Origin of the sequence: Actinoplanes sp. CA-131856, assembly GCF_050956135.1 — a bacterium.
Lineage (GTDB): Bacteria > Actinomycetota > Actinomycetes > Mycobacteriales > Micromonosporaceae > Actinoplanes.
This window is the reverse complement of the sequence record NZ_CP191849.1, coordinates 7071886-7087584: the sequence shown is the minus strand read 5'-3', so window position 1 is coordinate 7087584 and position 15699 is coordinate 7071886. Positions and strand designations below refer to the sequence as shown.

Below are 15699 nucleotides of genomic sequence, written 5' to 3'. Positions count from 1 at the left end.
AGGACGAGAGTGGGAAGTAACAGCCTGTACGGCCCGATCGACCCGGCGGCCGACGCCGGTTACGTCGACGCGCCGCCGCGCATGGGCTTCTTCACCGACACGTCGGTCTGCATCGGCTGCAAGGCGTGCGAGGTCGCGTGCAAGGAGTGGAACGCGGTCCCGGACGACGGTTTCAACCTTCTGGGTCAGTCGTACGACAACACGGGCGGCCTGTCAGCGAACTCGTGGCGGCACGTCGCGTTCATCGAGCAGCCGGTCACGGGGGACGTCCTCGGCGACACCGCCGGCCCGCAATTCCTCGGAATGCCGACGTCGGATCTGCCGGGCAAGGCGTCGCCGGGCCCCACGTCCGATTTCCGCTGGCTGATGATGTCGAACGTGTGCAAGCACTGCACCCATGCCGGGTGTCTGGACGTGTGCCCGACGGGCGCCTTGTTCCGGACCGAGTTCGGCACTGTCGTGGTGCAGCAGGACATCTGCAACGGCTGTGGATACTGCGTCTCGGGTTGTCCCTACGGCGTGATCGACCGCCGCGAGGGAGACGGGCGGGCCTGGAAGTGCACGCTCTGTTACGACCGGATCGGGGACGGGCTGACGCCGGCCTGCGCCAAGGCCTGCCCCACCGAGTCCATTCAGTATGGTCCTCTCGACGAGTTGCGAGCGCGGGCTGACCAGCGCGTCGCCGACCTTCAGGAGCAGGGCGTCTCTTCCGCGCGGCTCTACGGGCACGACGAGGAGAACGGCGTCGGTGGGGACGGCGCGTTCTTCCTGCTGCTCGACGAGCCCGAGGTGTACGGCCTGCCGCCCGACCCGATCGTGGCCACCCGCGACCTGCCGAAGATGTGGAAGCGCGCCGGCCTGGCCGCGCTGGCCATGGCCGCGTCGGCCGTCGTGGCGTTCGCCGGGAGGCGTGGGTGAAAGACCGCTCCATGGTCCCCAAGGCCGAGTTCGAGTCCTACTACGGGCGGCCGATCGTCCGCCCGCCGGTGTGGACCCACGACATCGCCGCGTACCTGTTCACCGGCGGCCTGGCCGCGGGATCGTCGCTGCTGGCGGCGGGCGGCGCGGCCACCGGCGACACGGCGCTGCGCCGGGCCGGGCGGATCACCACGCTCGGCGCCCTGGGCGCCAGCACGTACTTCCTGATCATCGACCTGGGCCGGCCCGAACGCTTCCACCACATGCTGCGGGTGGCCAAGCCGACCTCGCCCATGTCGGTCGGCACGTGGGTGCTGGCCACGTTCGGCGGGGTGGCGGCGGTGGCCGGGGCGGCCGAGTTCGCGCCGCTGCTGCCGTCGCGCTTCCTGCGGCGGGTGCTGCCACCGGTGGGCGACGCCGCGGGGTACGGCGCCGCTGCGCTCGCTCCAGCGCTGGCGACGTACACAGCGGTGCTCTTCGCCGACACCGCCGTGCCGAGCTGGCACGCGGTCCACCCGGAGTTGCCGTTCATGTTCGCGGGCAGCGCCCTGGCCAGCGGGGCCGGCGTGGGCTTGATCGCCGCCCCCGGCCGCCCGGCCCGGCGGATGGCGGTGCTCGGCGCCGGGATCGAGCTGGTGGCCGGCCACCGGGTCGAGCACGGGCACGGCCTGCTCAGCGAGCCCTACCGGCAGGGCCGCCCGGGAACGCTGCTGAAGGCGGCCCGCCTGCTCACGGCGGCCGGGGCGGTCGGCGCCGTGCTGGGCCGCCGGTCGCGGGTGGTGTCGGCCCTGTCCGGTCTGTCGCTGCTGGCCGGCTCGGCCCTGACCCGCTTCGGGGTGTTCGAGGCCGGGGTGGCCTCGGCCAAGGACCCGAAATATACGGTCGTGCCGCAGCGGGAAAGGCTAGCCTCGGCCCTTCGTTAAGGGTGTCCAAGGACTGGGCCGGAAATGAAGAAGTGCCTTCTGATCAGGGAAAATAGGACTTGCTGAGGGTCCGAGTTTCCTGTCACGGAAGGCACTTGCTGGGTGAAGGCTACCGCAACACGTCCGAAGATCGCGGTGACCGGTGGCGGGCGGGGCGTGGTCGGTCACGCCGGTGCCCGGCTGCTCGCCGATCTGGCCGACGTAACAGGGTTGACCAGCGCGTTCAGTCTCGCGCTGTCGGGGTTGCGGCAGCGGCAGCGCGGTCACGATCCGGGCCGGATCGCGACCGATTTGGCCGTGATGCTCGCCGATGGCGGTGAGGCCATCGCTGACCTGGCAGTCCTGCGCCATCAGCCGGACCTGTTCGGGCCGGTTGCCTCTGACCCGACCGCGTGGCGGCTGCTGTCGCAGCTCGACGACACCATGCTGGCCGAACTACGGTCCGCCCGGGCCCACGCCCGGGAAATCGCCTGGGCCCAGCATGCCGAGGTCCGCGGCGACCTGCCCCAGCCGATGGTGGCCGGCCAGCCGGTCGACGGGCTGGTCCTGGACATCGACGCGAGCATCGTGATCTGTCACTCCGAGAAGGAATCAGCGACCCGTACCTGGAAGAAAACGTTCGGGTTCCGCCCGTTGCTGTGTTTCCTGGACAACACCGGCGAAGCCCTGGCCGGCATGTTGCGTGAAGGCCGGGCCGGATCGAACACCACCGCCGATCACATCACCGTGCTCGACCAGGCCCTCGCCCAGATCCCTGACGCACACCGTTACGGCACGGCGATCCTGCTGCGCAGCGATTCGGCCGGTTCCAGCCACGGTTTCCTGGCCCACATCCGGGCCTTGCGCGAGCAGCACCTGGACATCCGATTCAGTGTCGGCGCCGCGATCACCGAAGGAGTCCGGGCGGCGATCCGGGCCGCGACCGGCTGGATCCCCGCCGTCGACACCGCCGGGGACCTTCGTGACGGCGCCGAGGTCTGCGAGATCACCGGCCTGTTCGAGGCGGCCGGCTGGCCGGAAGGCACCCGGTTCCTCATCCGGCGGGAACGCCCGCACCCCGGCGCTCAACTATCGCTGTTCGACACCATCGAAGGCTGGCGGCACCAGATGGTGGCTACCGACACCCCGCCCGGCCACGGCAGCATCCAGCACTTGGAGGCCCGACACCGAGCTCACGCTCGAGTCGAGGACCGCATCCGCTGCGGCAAGAACACCGGCTTCGGCCGGTTCCCGTCCCGACACTTCGCGATCAACCAGGCCTGGCTGCAACTCGCCCTGACCGGCATCGACCTACTCGCCTGGACCCAAACCCTGCTCCTGGACGGCGACCTCGCGGCCGCCGAACCCAAGAAACTGCGCTACCGGCTGCTGCACGTCGCCGCCCGGATCACCCGCACCGCCCGCCGAACCCGCCTCGCCATCGCCGCAGGCTGGCCCTGGACCGACGCTCTGACCAGCGCATTCAGCAAGCTCGCCGCACTACCACGGCCCACCGGCTGACCCAGCGTCTCTCGCCCCGACCAGCAACACGGAGGAACCCGGCCCGCGCCGGGCCATCACCATGCCAACAAAACAACGCCAAACGCGCAAATAGTATCCATCGAAGACTAGCTATCAACCGACGCCCAAGTGAAAGACCGAGGCTAGAGCGCCGCCGCGCCGACTGAAGCGTCCTGTTGCTGGCGTTCGAGCTCGGCGTAGATCTCGATCTTGATGTCGAGCATGGCCAGGTCGCCCTGCAACTCGGCGATGCGGGCCAGCACCCGCTCCTTGTGCTCGACGAAGAGCCGCAACCGGTCGCCGACGGTCTCGTCACCGGCGCGCACCATGTCGGCGTAGCGCCGCATGTCCCGCACCGGCATCCCGGTCGAGCGCAGCCGGATCAGCAGTTGCAGCCAGCCCAGGTCGGCCTCGCTGTAGCGCCGGTGCCCGGCCGTGTCCCGCTCGACCGGATCGACCAGGCCCTCCTGCTCGTACCACCGCAGCGTGTGCACGGTGAGCCCGACCCGGTCCGCGACCTCGCCTACTGTGAGTCCGTTCGCCATGGCTCCCAGCTTCCCCCTTCGAGTGCACTCGAAGTCAAGCGGTTACCGTGACGGTCTTCCCGTCCGTCGCCGCCATTAACTCCCCGATGATCGGATAGCCCGGCACCTCACCGGCGACGAGCAGCCCGCCCGAGGTCTGAGCATCGGCGAGCAGCAGGAGCTCGTCCTCGTCGACAGCCGTCTCCAGATGCGGCCGCACCCAGTCGAGGTTGCGGCGGGTCCCCCCACTGACGTACCCGTCCCGCAGGGCCTGCCGTGCCCCGTCGAGGTAGGGAACGGCGGAGGCGTCGATCCGGGCGGTCACACCGCTGGCACGGGCGAGCTTGTGCAGGTGACCGAGCAGCCCGAACCCGGTGACGTCGGTGGCGCAGACGACGCCGTTGTCGAGGGCTTCGCGCGAGGCGTCGGCGTTGAGCGTGGTCATGGCGGCGACGGCTTCGGCGAAGACCTCACCGGTGGCCTTGTGCCGGCTGTTGAGCACCCCGATCCCGAGCGGTTTGGTGAGCGTCAACGGCACACCCGGCTTCCCGGCGTCGTTGCGCATGAGCCGAGCCGGATCGGCCACGCCGGTGACCGCCATGCCGTACTTGGGCTCAGGATCATCGACGCTGTGCCCACCGGCCACGTGACAGGCGGCCTGGGCCGCGACATCGAGCCCGCCGCGCAGCACTTCGGCCGCGAGCTCCATGGGAAGGACCTCACGGGGCCAGGCCAGCAGATTGACACCGACGACGGGCGTGCCGCCCATGGCGTAGACATCGGAGAGGGCGTTGGCCACGGCGATACGGCCCCAGTCGTACGCGTCATCCACCACCGGCGTGAAGAAATCAGCGGTGGCGACGATGGCGGTCCCGTTGGCAATCTTCACCACGGCCGCGTCATCCCCGTCGTCCAGCCCGACGAGCAGCTCCCCGGGCCCTTCCGGCGTCTTGGCCCCCACCAGCCCGGCCACGACGGTTTCCAGTTCCCCCGGCGGAATCTTGCAGGCACAGCCACCACCGTGCGCGTACTGCGTCAGACGAGTCACCCGCCCACTCTGGCACGAACCGACCCGATAGGCTCGCGGCGGAGGCGTTCAGGTGGCTGGTGCCCCTCCCAGTCTTCAAAACTGGTGTGGCCCGGCATCCGGGCCAGGCGGGTTCGATTCCCGTCCGCCTCCGCTGGAATGCTTTCCCCCGCGCGATGCTGACTTACCATCCGCAGCCGCCGTCGCGATGTCGAGAAGACCGCTCAACCGGTCTTTTACGCGTCAAAAACGTAAAATGTCTAATTTCGGTCACCCTGGTGAGTGACTGACCTCTCATCGCGTTCGTCGTAGCGTCTGTATGACACGACGGGTAGTGTGTATGACACGCGCGGAGGCGAGCTGTGCCTGAAATATGGCCAGAACACATCGAGTGGGATGAACAAAATCTCGAGCACGCCACGAGGCACGGCGTCTCGGCCGATGAAATAGATCAAGTTTTGACCGGTGGGCCGGAATATAATCGAAATAAGAAAGGACGCAGCGGCGATTTATTGGCAACCGGTCTCACCCGCGGCGGCAGGGCCGTGGTCGTGGTTGTCGAATGGCGTCCTGCCGATGCTGTAGTGCGGCCGATTACTGCATGGGAGGTGGGCGCGTGAGCAAGCAGCCGGAGGAAATGAGCCAGGAGGAGCTCGCCGAGTTCTACTACTCCGAGCGGCATGATCTCGTCGGCGAGCCTGTGTCGAGCCGGAGTCCGGCAAAACTCGATGTCATGTTCTCGGTCAGGGTTTCCGCCGAGGAAGCCGCGGTCATTCGTGCCGGCGCGGCAAGGATCGGCCTCTCAGTTTCTGCCTTCATTCGCCAGGTTGCGCTTTCGGCCGCATCGAGTCAGGAGGCGGTGGACCTTGAGCGGTTGCGCCGAGATGCGGGTCAACTCCAAAATCTCGTAGCGGCGATTTCCAGTGTGGCCGCCGAATTCGTCAACGTCATAGGTGCCAGCGGCGTCAAGCAGCCCCCGGCGTAGCCAGGCGGGAGGCGCTGAAGGGCTGTCAGGTGGACGCGGCTCCCGGCTGGGCCCGCTGGGGGGCGTGATGTGACAGGGCTCGGCGTAGCGGGCCTGGGCCGGGGAGCAGGTGGCCGACCTGGATGCGGAAGCCGGGGCCGGACGGTAGCTGGTGCCACGCGGGGACTGTGCCGTGTGGCGCGGGGCTCGTCACCTGTGCCGGGTCGATCGGGATGACGTCGAGCACCGTGGTCAGGGCCGGGCGGTGCACCTCGGCCGTGGCCACGTTCGTCCAGGCGATGAAGACCGGGGCGGTTCCGTTCGCCAGCTCGATGCCGGCGTCGGAAACTCGGACCCACTCCGGGTTCTGGTGCCAGCGCCGGGCCGTGAGCAGGCTGCCGGTGAGGATCGTCAGCAGGGGGAAGCCCGCGATGAACAGGAAGTCGGCGTCCAGCCCGGGCCAGAAATCGAAGATCAGGCTGAGGGCCACCAGGGCCGCTGCCAGCGCCAGCGCGAACACGCCGAACGTCACGACGGGAGCCAGGGCGGGGCGGGTGCGAAACAGCGTCTGCTCCATTGTGGGCAGATCTTATCAGCGATCGAGTGCTCTCAGTACCGCGTCGGTGACAGTGCCGTAGGCCAGGTGGGGGAGGGCGTCGCTCAGCCAGTCGGTGAGCGACCAGTTCCGGGGGTCGGTGACGCCCAGGGCGATCATCGACGCGTTCGTCGAGGCCATGGTGGTGGCGCCGATCAAGGCGCTGCCCACCAGCGGTCCGGGGCGCAGGCCGGCGCGGCGCAGGAGGCCGAACGTGGCGCCGATGGCCACGCCGGTGGCTATGCCGGAGAGGCTGGCCAGGCCGGACACCCGGTGGTCGCGGGTTTCCGGGTCGCCGGGGATCGAGACCGGCAGGGCCTCTATCGAATCCTCGGGAGTGGGGCTGGCCGGGCGGCCCCGGAGGGCCATGTCGAGGTAGGTGGCGGCGTTCAGGGCCGCGGTGCCGGCGGCGCCGGCTGCGGCGCCGGCGAGGATGCCCGTACGCATGCCTGAAGGTCTGCCCGGTCACGTGGGGGCGAAACCTCGCAGGGCGCGGGCGACGTCGAAGTCGGTGAGCTGGGTGAAGTCGTGGTACCACTCGCCCACCGCGCGGAACTCCGGTGGAGCGCTCAGGCAGATCACCGCGTCCGCGTCGCCGGTCAGGGCGTCCCGGGCCTGTGGGGCGCAGACCGGGACGGCCAGGATCAGGCGGGCCGGGTGGCGGCCCCGCAACCAGCGCAGGGCGGCCCGGGCGGTGACCCCGGTGGCCAGGCCGTCGTCGACGACCACCACCTCGCGGGCCGTGGGGTCGGGGGCGGGGCGGCCGGGCCGGTACTTGTCGGTGCGGCGGGCCAGTTCGGCCCGCTCCTCGGCGACCGTGGCCGACAGGTCGGACGGTGACAGGCCCAGTGACGCCAGGGCGGACTCGTCGAAGACCGGTGGGCCGTCCTCGGCGATGGCGCCGATGCCGTACTCGCGGTGGCCGGGTGCGCCGATCTTGCGGGCGATGACCACGTCCAGCTCGGCGCCGGCGCGGGCGGCCACGTGGACGGCGACGGGCACGCCGCCGCGGGGCAGGGCCAGCACCAGCGGGGCCGGGCCGGGGTGGCGCGGAAGCTGGGCGGCCACCGCGTCGGCCAGCTGGCGGCCGGCGCCGTCGCGGTTCTCGAAGATCAGCGGAGGTGTGTCGCGAACCATGTCGCGGCCTCCTCGGCGACCGTGTCGAGGGCGCCCGGCTCCTCGAACAGGTGGGTGGCGCCGGCCACGAGGCGCAGCTCGGCGGTGACCGTCATGGCGTTGCGGGCTTCCTCGTTCAGCTCGATCACCGTCTGGTCGTTCCCGCCGACCAGCAGCAGCGTCGGCGCTGTCACCTGGATCAGCGCGGGGCCGGCCAGGTCGGGGCGGCCGCCGCGGGAGACCACCGCCCGCACCGGCCGGGGGCGGGCCGCGGCGGCGACCAGCGCGGCGGCGGCGCCGGTGCTGGCGCCGAACAAGCCGATGGGCGCGTCGCGGAGGCCGGGCGTGGCGACGGCCCAGTCGACCAGGCCGATCAGCCGGTCGGCGAGAAATCCGATGTCGAAGCGCCGGTCCTGTTCGTCGTGCGTGAGCAGGTCGGTGAGCAGCGTCCCCAGGCCGTGCCGGTTGAGGTGGGCGGCGACGGCCCGGTTGCGGGGGCTGTGCCGGGAGCTGCCGCTGCCGTGGGCGAACAGCACCAGCCCGTACGCGTCGTCGGGCAGCGTGAGGTCCCCGGCCAGCTCGGTGCCGGCCGCGTTGAACGTGCGTTCGTGCGTCACGGTGGCCATGCCCCCGGGAATACCCGGGAACATGGCGCCCTATACGTCCGACTTGTCAGTCCTTGAAGCCGGCCAGTACCAGGTTGAAGCCCGTGTCGGCGGCAACGGTCGCGCCCTCGAAGCCCGCGTCGGTGAGCAGCGAGAGCCGCGCGGTGGGACCGCCCTGGGTGCCCAGGCCGTACGCGCCGGGCTGGCTCAGCGACCCCGGCGTGCACAGCGCGGTGGAGGCCGCGTAGTTGGCCCGCGCGACCGGGTTGCCGACTACGGTGGTGAAGTCGTCGGCCGACCAGGGCTCGACCGCGACCACGACGCCGCCCGGAACGAGCGCCTCGTAGGCCGACCGCAGCGCCGCCGGCGGGTCGCCGAGGTCGTGCAGCGAGTCGAAGAACACCACCACGTCGAACCGCCCGTGCCGGTCGATCTCGGACGCCGGGGCGACGTGGAACTCGACCCCCGGGGCCAGGGCGGCGCGGGCGTTGACGATCGACGGCTCGTGGTTGTCGAACCCGGTCACCGTCGACGCCGGCCAGGTCGAGGCGATCAGCCGGGTCGCGACGCCGTGCCCGCAGCCCACGTCGGCCACGCGGGCGCCCTTCTCCAGCTTCTCGACCAGGCCCGGCACGGCCGGGAACCACTCCTGGGCCAGGTGGTTCACGTAGGCCGTACGGAAGAACCGCTCGATGCCGTGATGCAGGCAGCCCGGCATGTCGGCGTAGGGAAGGCCGCCGTCGCCACGGAAGGCGGCCTCGAGCTGGGTCAGGGTGAGGAAGTAGCCGGCGATGATCTCGCCGCCGCCCACCACGTAGGCCGGCGAGTCGACGACCGAGAGCGCCAGCGCGTGCTCGATCGGCAGTTCGAAGGTCTCGCCGTCGCTGGTCACGTATCCGGAGACGGTCTGCGCCCGCAGCCATTCGGTGACCAGCCGCGGATGGAGCCCGGTGGCCGCCGCAAGCTTGGCCGGGGTGACCGGTCCGGCGCCGGTCATGGCCCGGTAGAGCCCGAGCCGGTCGCCGATCACCGTGAGGGCGGTGCTGCCGGCCCCGGCGAAATCGGTGAGGAGCTGTCCCGCGAACGCTTGCACGCGGGCTTCGTCAATGTGGGTGTCAGTCATGCCACTCAAGGTGCGGCCCGGTCCTTGCCGGCTTCTTGCTGAAGCCTTGCCAGCACGAAATCGGCCGTGTCCGGCTGTGGCGGCGTTCCGGCCACACGCAGCTTTTCCAGACGGTCACGGTCGGGGCCCATGACGGCCGGGGCGTACGGGTCCAGGTCGGCCGCCGCCACGATCGACGCGGCCGCGTCGACGTCGCCCCGGGCCGCGAGCAATTCCGCGCTGAGCCGCAGAACCGTCCACAATTGGCCGGTCATTCCGGCGGTGCGGACGGCGACGATGGATTCCGCGCAGGCGGCCGCGGCCTCGGCGTGCCGGCCCAGCCGGATCAGCACGGCGGCGCGGCCGATCCGGGCGATGTTGGCCGTGTAGACCAGCCCCGCATATGTGGTCCGGCGCAGCGATTCCTCATAGCAGGCCAGGGCCGCCGCCGGGTCGCTTCCGGCCAGCAGTTCACCACGGGTGAAGGGCTCGAATCCGTCGCCCCGGTCGGCGGTCAGTTCTTTCTCGTACGTCTCGAGCCAGCGCATTCCGGCCGCGGTGTCCCCGTTGTAGGCGTCCATCAGGGCCGCGCAGCACAATCCGGTGACCCGCACCCATCCCGAGGCGCCCGGCTCGTCGCGCAGAAGGAGCACGTCGGCCCGTACGTCGTCCGCCCGTCCCGCGAACATCGAGTTGGAGATGCGGATGAGAATGGCCGATCCGCGCAGCGGATGGCCGTGCGGCAGAACGGACAGGGCGGCGTCGAGCAGCCGCCCGGCCTCGGGCAGATTGCTGTCGAGCCAGTGGCCGGTGCCGGCCGCGAGGGCCCGCAGCGCGTCGGCCTCGGACGTCACGGACGCGGGCGCACATCGGACGAGCTGGGCCGTGAGCCCTGGATCGGGCGCGTCGGAGCCCGCCGCGGCGGCCCAGGCGGCCAGCCGCGCTCCCTCGTCCCGATCGCCCAGCCAGGCCAGCGCCTCCTGGAGGTTTCCGAGCTCACGCCGCAGGGCCGGGCTCGTGTGCGGATTGCGGCGCCGCTGCCGCTCCACGAGATCGGTGACGAAGTCGAGCATCCAGCGCGCGTGGGCGTCCCTCGCGTCGTCGTCGGTGAGATGCGCGAGCCCGACATGTCGTACGGTGTCGAGCAGCCGGTAGCGCGGCGGCTCCGCCTCCAGGTCACAGACGACCAGCGAGGCGTCCACCAGCTCGGCCAGCAGCGGCTCGGCGTCGTCGGCGAAGTACGGCAGCGCGTCGAGCCCGAACCCTCCCCGGCACACCGAGAGCCGGTCGAGCAGCCGCTGCGCGGCCGGATCGAGCAGACGGTACGACCACTCGACGGTCGCCGACACGGCGGTGGCCCGATCGCCGCCGCGGGCCGGGTCGAGCACCTGCAACCCCTCACCGAGCCGGTCCCGCAGGTGGGCCAGCCCGAACACCGCCTCGCGCCGGGCCGCCAGCTCGACCGCGAGCGGCAGCCCGTCCACCAGCCGGCACACCTCGGCCGCGAGCTCCCGGCTGCGCGCGTCGGCCGGGAAGCCGGCCCGCAGCAGCGCCGCCCGGTCGCAGAACAGCGCCACCCGGTCCTCGTCGGGCAGCGGCCCCAGCCGCAGCACCCGCTCACCGGCCACACCGAGCCGCTGCCGGGACGTGGCCAGCACCCGCACCCGGGGACAGCGCCGCACGATCTGCTCGACCAGGTCGCGGACCGCCTCGAGCAGATGCTCGCAGTTGTCCAGCACCAGCACCGCCGGCGACCCGCCCAGCCGCTCGGCGATCGCCGCCACCGCCCCGCGCGGCGCCGCCCGCAACCCGAGAGCCCCCGCCACGGCCGCCGCGACATCGGCCGGCACGGACCGCTCGGCCAGCTCCACCAGCAGCTCGTCCCCGGCCAGGGCCTCGCTCATCAGCCGCGTCTTGCCCACCCCACCGGGCCCGACGAGCGTGGTCACACGGCTGTCGGTCAAAGCTTTCCGCAGTACGGCCATCTCGTCGCGCCGCCCGAAGAACCGGTCGGCCCGGGTGGCCCGTGGGCCCCGGACGGCCGGCCGGAGCGCCGGATCCTCGTCGAGGATGCGCTTCTGCAACTCGTCCAGAGCCGGCGACGGGTCGACACCGTGCTCGTCCACGACCCGATCCCGGAACGCTCGCGCCACGGTGAGGGCCTCAGCCGTACGGCCGGTCTGATGCAATGCCCTCATCCACAGCAGATGGGGCCGCTCCCGCAGGGGCTCGGCCGTGGCGCAGGCCTCGATCTCCGGCAGCGCCTCGGCCCCGCGCCCCGCCGCCACCCGCCGCTCGAGCCACTCCTCACGCAGATGCCGCCGCCACTCGGCCAGCCGGGCCACCTCGGGCGCGAAGGCCAGCCGGTCACCCACACCGGACAGCGGATCACCCCGCCACACCCCGAGCGCCTCGGCCAGCGTGTCGGCGGCCTGTTCATCGCCCTGCCCCCGGGCGGCGGCGACAAGCTGCTCGACGCGGCCGGTGTCGACCGCCCCGCCGGGCAGAACAAGCCGATAGCCGCCCGGCTCCCGCCGAATGACATCACCGCCGGCGTGCCGCCGCAGCCGGGACACATAGCTGTGCAGGTTGCCGACGGCGTTCCCCGGCGGTTCGTCCTCCCAGAGAGCCTCGATCAGCTCACCAACCGGCACGACCCGCCCACCGGCCAGCGCCAGCCGGGCCAGCAGAATGCGCTGGGGCGCTCCCGTGAGCGCCGCGACCCGCCCGTCGACACGCAGCTCGACCGGCCCGAGCAGCCCCACTTCGACGCTCACGGGCCCATTCTCGGCCGCCGGTCCACCCCAGGCAAAGACCCTCTCTCATGGTCAACCAAGGCGGCGTCACCGTGGCGGTAGGTTGGTCTGACGCAAGCCGAAGGAGAAAAGGTGGCCCAGGATCCGCGCCCCACCCCACCCTCGCCGACCGTCGAGGCGGATCAGGGGCCGCGTTCCGGCGCGCCTTCGCCGGCCACTTCCGTGGATCCGCGGCGGCGCGTGCCCCGTACGGACGCGATCTTGGCCGATCCCCAGCTCAAAGCCGCCGCCGAGACCGTAGGCCGCGCGGCCGTCAAGGCCGCCGTGGTCGCCGCGCTGCACCGGGTCCGCGAGGGCGAGCTGCCGCCCGGAGCCGCCGTGGCCGCCGCCCTGGAGGCCCTGCCGCGAGGTCCGCGCCCCGTGCTGAACGCGACCGGCGTCGTCCTGCACACCAACCTGGGCCGCGCCGCCCTGTCGCCGGCGGCCCGAGAGGCGGTAGCGGCCGCCGCGGGCCACACCGACGTCGAACTCGACCTGGAAACGGGCCGCCGCGCCCGCCGGGGCCGCACCGCCCTGGCCGCTCTGGCCGCCGCCGTCCCCGCCGCCGGCGACGTCCACGTGGTCAACAACGGCGCCGCCGCCCTGGTTTTGGCGGCCACGGCCTTGGCCGCCGGCCGGGAGATCATCGTCAGCCGTGGCGAGATGGTGGAGATCGGCGACGGTTTCCGCCTCCCCGACCTGCTGGAGTCGACCGGCGCCCGCCTGCGCGAGGTGGGAACGACAAACCGCACCACGCTGACCGACTACGAGCGCGCGATCGGCCCCCAGACGGGCTTCATCCTGAAGGTCCATCCGTCCAACTTCGTCATCCGGGGCTTCACCAGCGACACGCCCATCGCCGCGTTGGCCACCTTGGACCCGCCGGTGGTCGTCGACATCGGCTCGGGCCTGCTGAGCCCGGATGGTCTCCTCCCCGACGAGCCCGACGCCACCACGGCACTGACCGCCGGCGCCGCCCTGGTCACCGCGAGCGGCGACAAACTCCTGGGCGGCCCCCAGGCGGGACTGATGCTGGGCGAGGCCTCCTTGATCGAACGCCTGCGCCGCCACCCGCTGGCCCGGGCCCTGCGCGTGGACAAACTCACCCTGGCCGCTCTGCAGGCCACCTTGTCCGGCCCCACCACTCCCACGTGGCAGGCCCTACGAGCCGACCTGCCTTCGCTGCGAGCCCGCACCGAGAAGGTCCGCACCCTCTTGGCGGCCCACGACATCCCGGTCACCCTCACCGAGTCACTCGCGGTGGTCGGGGGCGGCGGCGCACCCGAGGTCACGCTCCCGTCGTGGTCCCTCTCGCTGCCGGAGTCGTACGCCCCGACCCTGCGCACAGGCGCAACCCCGGTGGTAGGCCGCGTGGAGCGAGGCCACCTCCTCCTGGACCTGCGGTGCGTCCCCACCGAAGCCGACCCCACCTTGACCGCTGCCATCGTGGCCGCGGCGTCCATTTCGCAGGGCGCGGTGAAGTAGCACGTGCACGTCGTTGCCACGGCTGGGCATGTCGACCACGGGAAGTCCACGCTCGTCCGGGCGCTGACCGGGATGGAACCGGACCGGTGGGCGGAGGAGCGGCGCCGCGGAATGACCATCGACCTCGGGTTCGCGTGGACCGGGCTGCCGTCGGGGGCGACGGTGGCGTTCGTCGACGTACCCGGGCATGAGCGGTTCGTGCCCAACATGCTGGCCGGAGTGGGCCCGGTGCCGGCCGCGATGATCGTGGTGGCGGCCGACGAAGGGTGGATGCCGCAGTCGGCCGAGCACCTGGCCGCCCTGCACGCTCTCGACGTGCGGCACGGGCTCCTGGTGGTGACCCGCAGCGACCTGGCCGAGCCCGCGACCGCGATCGAGCTCGCCCAGGCCGAGATCGCCGGGACGTCGCTCGGCGAGGTCGAGGCGGTGGCGGTCAGCGGAGCCACCGGCGCCGGGCTCGACGACCTGCGAGCGGCCCTCGATCGGCTCGTCGGGCGCTTGCCCGCCGCCGACCCGCAAGCGCCGGTTCGCCTGTGGATCGACCGGGTCTTCACGGTCAAGGGAGCCGGCACGGTGGTCACCGGCACCCTGGGCGCCGGGCGCCTCCGCGCCGGCGACGAGCTGACCGTGGGCGACACCACGGTCCGGGTGCGAGGCCTGCAGAGCATGGGCCGGCCGGTCGACGAGGTGACCGCCGTGGCCCGCGTCGCCGTCAACCTGCGCGGCACACCCCGCGACGACCTGAGCCGCGGCGACGCCCTGCTCACACCGGGCCGCTTCCGCTTCGCCGACCTCATCGACGTCCGCGTCGAAGGCGACCCCGTAGCCGACCTGCCGGCCGAGGCCACCCTGCACGTGGGTTCCGCCGCCGTCCCGGTCCGCATCCGCCCACTGGGCCCCGACACCGCCCGGCTGCGCCTGTCGCACCCCCTCCCGCTGCGCCTGGGCGACCGCGCCCTTCTCCGCGACCCCGGCCGCCACCACGTCGCAGGCGGCGTCACCGTCCTGGACGTGGCACCCCCCGGCCTGAAACGCCGCGGCGCCGCAGCGGCGCGCGCGGCCCAGCTCACCACCATGGACAGCCACCCTTCGCTCCGCTCCGAACTGACCCGCCGTCTGCTGATCAGAGGCGCAGACCTGGCCGCCATGGGCGTACCCCTTTCCGGCGCTCAGCCAGTGGCTGGTGACTGGTATGCCGACCCGGACCATTGGGCGGGACTCGGCGAGCGGCTCGTCCGAGAAGTCGCTGCCTATGGCAAGGAGCATCCGCTCGAGGCGGGCATGCCTGTGGAAGCTCTCCGGCACCGGCTCGGGCTGCCGGATCGAGGGCTGGTGACCGCACTTGCCGTACCTCCTGTCGTGATCCGGAACGGGCGGGTCGTGGCCGGTCGGGCCGGGGCTCCGGATGAGCTTGTGGCGCTGGTGAGCAAGGCCTTCGACGGGTTGGGGGCGTTCACCGCTCCCGAGGCCTACGACCTGGCGGCGCTCGGGCTCGGGGCGCGCCAGGTCGCGGCGGCGGAGCGGACGGGCCTGCTTCTGCGACTGACGCCGCAAGTGGTGCTGCGGGCCGGGGCGGTCGAGGAAGCCGCACGAGTGCTGGCCGGACTGCCTCAGCCGTTCACGCTGAGCGAGGCGCGCCAAGCCCTGGGCACGACGCGCCGGGTGGCCGTGCCGCTGCTCGAACTGCTCGACCGCAAGGGGCACACCCGCCGTGAGGCCGACGACCGGCGGACCATCGCGTCATAGGCGGGCGATCGCCGTCACCTCCACCTCCAGGACCGCGCCGGGCAGGAACAACCGGCTGACCTCCACCGTGGTGCTCGCCGGCGGGTTCGCGGGGAAATATCGGCGCCGGACCGCCCCGTAGGCGGGCAGGTCGTCGAGGCTGGTCATGAACGTGCGGATGTGCATGATGTCGGTCAGAGCGGCGCCGTGGGCGGCCAGCAGGCCGGTGACGATGTCGAAGACGCGGGTCGCCTGGGCACCGGCGTCGCCGGGGGAGACCACGGCGCCGTCGTCGTCGACGCCCACCTGGCCGGACAGGAGCAGCAAGGCTCCGCCGCCGGGCAGGTCGGCCCGGGCCACGTGGGCGAATCGGTCTCCGAAGGGGGCGGCGACGGTGGCTGGGTTGTCGAGAATCATGGG

At 71.9% G+C, this 15699-nt stretch carries 16 protein-coding genes and 1 tRNA gene; 8 read left to right on the top strand and 9 right to left on the bottom strand.

Annotated features, from left to right (window positions below):
• Positions 1–9 precede the first annotated feature (9 nt).
• From ACQP2X_RS32870 to ACQP2X_RS32860, 3 genes are all read left to right on the top strand, one after another.
• Entirely contained in the window at positions 10–918 is a 909-nt protein-coding gene (locus tag ACQP2X_RS32870; RefSeq protein WP_498688532.1) for a 4Fe-4S dicluster domain-containing protein, read from the top strand.
• A complete protein-coding gene (gene nrfD, locus ACQP2X_RS32865) occupies positions 915–1841 on the top strand; it encodes an NrfD/PsrC family molybdoenzyme membrane anchor subunit (protein WP_498688529.1) in 927 nt (308 codons plus the stop codon). Before ACQP2X_RS32870 ends, nrfD begins: the two co-directional genes overlap by 4 nt.
• Positions 1842–1943: 102 nt before the next feature.
• Positions 1944–3341 (top strand): IS1380 family transposase, encoded by a 1398-nt coding sequence (locus ACQP2X_RS32860; protein WP_498688527.1) that lies wholly within the window; start codon positions 1944–1946, stop codon positions 3339–3341.
• 143 nt (positions 3342–3484) lie between these two features.
• On the opposite strand, the gene ACQP2X_RS32855 is transcribed toward ACQP2X_RS32860, so the two are convergent.
• Positions 3485–3886, bottom strand: coding sequence for a MerR family transcriptional regulator (locus ACQP2X_RS32855; RefSeq protein ID WP_498688525.1), 402 nt, complete (start codon positions 3884–3886; stop codon positions 3485–3487).
• A 34-nt stretch (positions 3887–3920) separates the two neighbouring features.
• Complete coding sequence (gene selD, locus ACQP2X_RS32850) at positions 3921–4913, bottom strand: selenide, water dikinase SelD (protein WP_498688523.1); 993 nt, start codon at positions 4911–4913, stop codon at positions 3921–3923.
• 40 nt (positions 4914–4953) lie between these two features.
• On the opposite strand from selD, the gene ACQP2X_RS32845 reads away from it, so the two are divergent.
• The 3 genes from ACQP2X_RS32845 (at position 4954) to ACQP2X_RS32835 (ending at position 5877) form a co-directional block, all read left to right on the top strand.
• Positions 4954–5047: transfer RNA gene (locus tag ACQP2X_RS32845), tRNA-Sec, on the top strand.
• A gap of 207 nt (positions 5048–5254) precedes the next feature.
• Positions 5255–5512 (top strand): hypothetical protein, encoded by a 258-nt coding sequence (locus tag ACQP2X_RS32840; protein ID WP_498688521.1) that lies wholly within the window; start codon positions 5255–5257, stop codon positions 5510–5512.
• Complete coding sequence (locus ACQP2X_RS32835; RefSeq protein ID WP_498688519.1) at positions 5509–5877, top strand: plasmid mobilization protein; 369 nt, start codon at positions 5509–5511, stop codon at positions 5875–5877. The genes ACQP2X_RS32840 and ACQP2X_RS32835 overlap by 4 nt, the downstream gene beginning before the upstream one ends.
• Before the next feature lie 25 nt (positions 5878–5902).
• Here the strand turns inward: ACQP2X_RS32835 and ACQP2X_RS32830 are convergent, their stop codons facing one another.
• From ACQP2X_RS32830 to ACQP2X_RS32805, 6 genes are read right to left on the bottom strand one after another with little or no spacing between them, the layout of a single operon-like run.
• On the bottom strand, positions 5903–6433 hold the full coding sequence (locus ACQP2X_RS32830; RefSeq protein ID WP_498688518.1) for a hypothetical protein: 531 nt from the start codon (positions 6431–6433) through the stop codon (positions 5903–5905).
• A gap of 15 nt (positions 6434–6448) precedes the next feature.
• Positions 6449–6898, bottom strand: coding sequence for a hypothetical protein (locus ACQP2X_RS32825; RefSeq protein ID WP_498688517.1), 450 nt, complete (start codon positions 6896–6898; stop codon positions 6449–6451).
• 18 nt (positions 6899–6916) lie between these two features.
• Positions 6917–7588 carry a phosphoribosyltransferase gene (locus ACQP2X_RS32820; RefSeq protein ID WP_498688516.1) on the bottom strand — a complete coding sequence of 224 codons (672 nt, stop codon included), beginning with the start codon at positions 7586–7588 and terminating at the stop codon, positions 6917–6919.
• Complete coding sequence (locus tag ACQP2X_RS32815; RefSeq protein ID WP_498688515.1) at positions 7564–8193, bottom strand: dienelactone hydrolase family protein; 630 nt, start codon at positions 8191–8193, stop codon at positions 7564–7566. Before ACQP2X_RS32815 ends, ACQP2X_RS32820 begins: the two co-directional genes overlap by 25 nt.
• A gap of 46 nt (positions 8194–8239) precedes the next feature.
• Entirely contained in the window at positions 8240–9295 is a 1056-nt protein-coding gene (locus ACQP2X_RS32810; RefSeq protein ID WP_498688513.1) for a class I SAM-dependent methyltransferase, read from the bottom strand.
• 5 nt (positions 9296–9300) lie between these two features.
• Entirely contained in the window at positions 9301–12051 is a 2751-nt protein-coding gene (locus ACQP2X_RS32805; RefSeq protein WP_498688512.1) for an AfsR/SARP family transcriptional regulator, read from the bottom strand.
• A gap of 201 nt (positions 12052–12252) precedes the next feature.
• On the opposite strand from ACQP2X_RS32805, the gene selA reads away from it, so the two are divergent.
• Positions 12253–13554, top strand: a complete 1302-nt coding sequence (gene selA, locus ACQP2X_RS32800; protein ID WP_498701093.1) for an L-seryl-tRNA(Sec) selenium transferase — start codon at positions 12253–12255, stop codon at positions 13552–13554.
• A 3-nt stretch (positions 13555–13557) separates the two neighbouring features.
• Positions 13558–15300, top strand: coding sequence for a selenocysteine-specific translation elongation factor (gene selB, locus ACQP2X_RS32795; RefSeq protein ID WP_498688510.1), 1743 nt, complete (start codon positions 13558–13560; stop codon positions 15298–15300).
• Here the strand turns inward: selB and ACQP2X_RS32790 are convergent.
• A complete protein-coding gene (locus ACQP2X_RS32790; protein ID WP_498688508.1) occupies positions 15295–15696 on the bottom strand; it encodes a RidA family protein in 402 nt (133 codons plus the stop codon). The genes selB and ACQP2X_RS32790 overlap by 6 nt on opposite strands.
• Positions 15697–15699 lie beyond the last annotated feature (3 nt).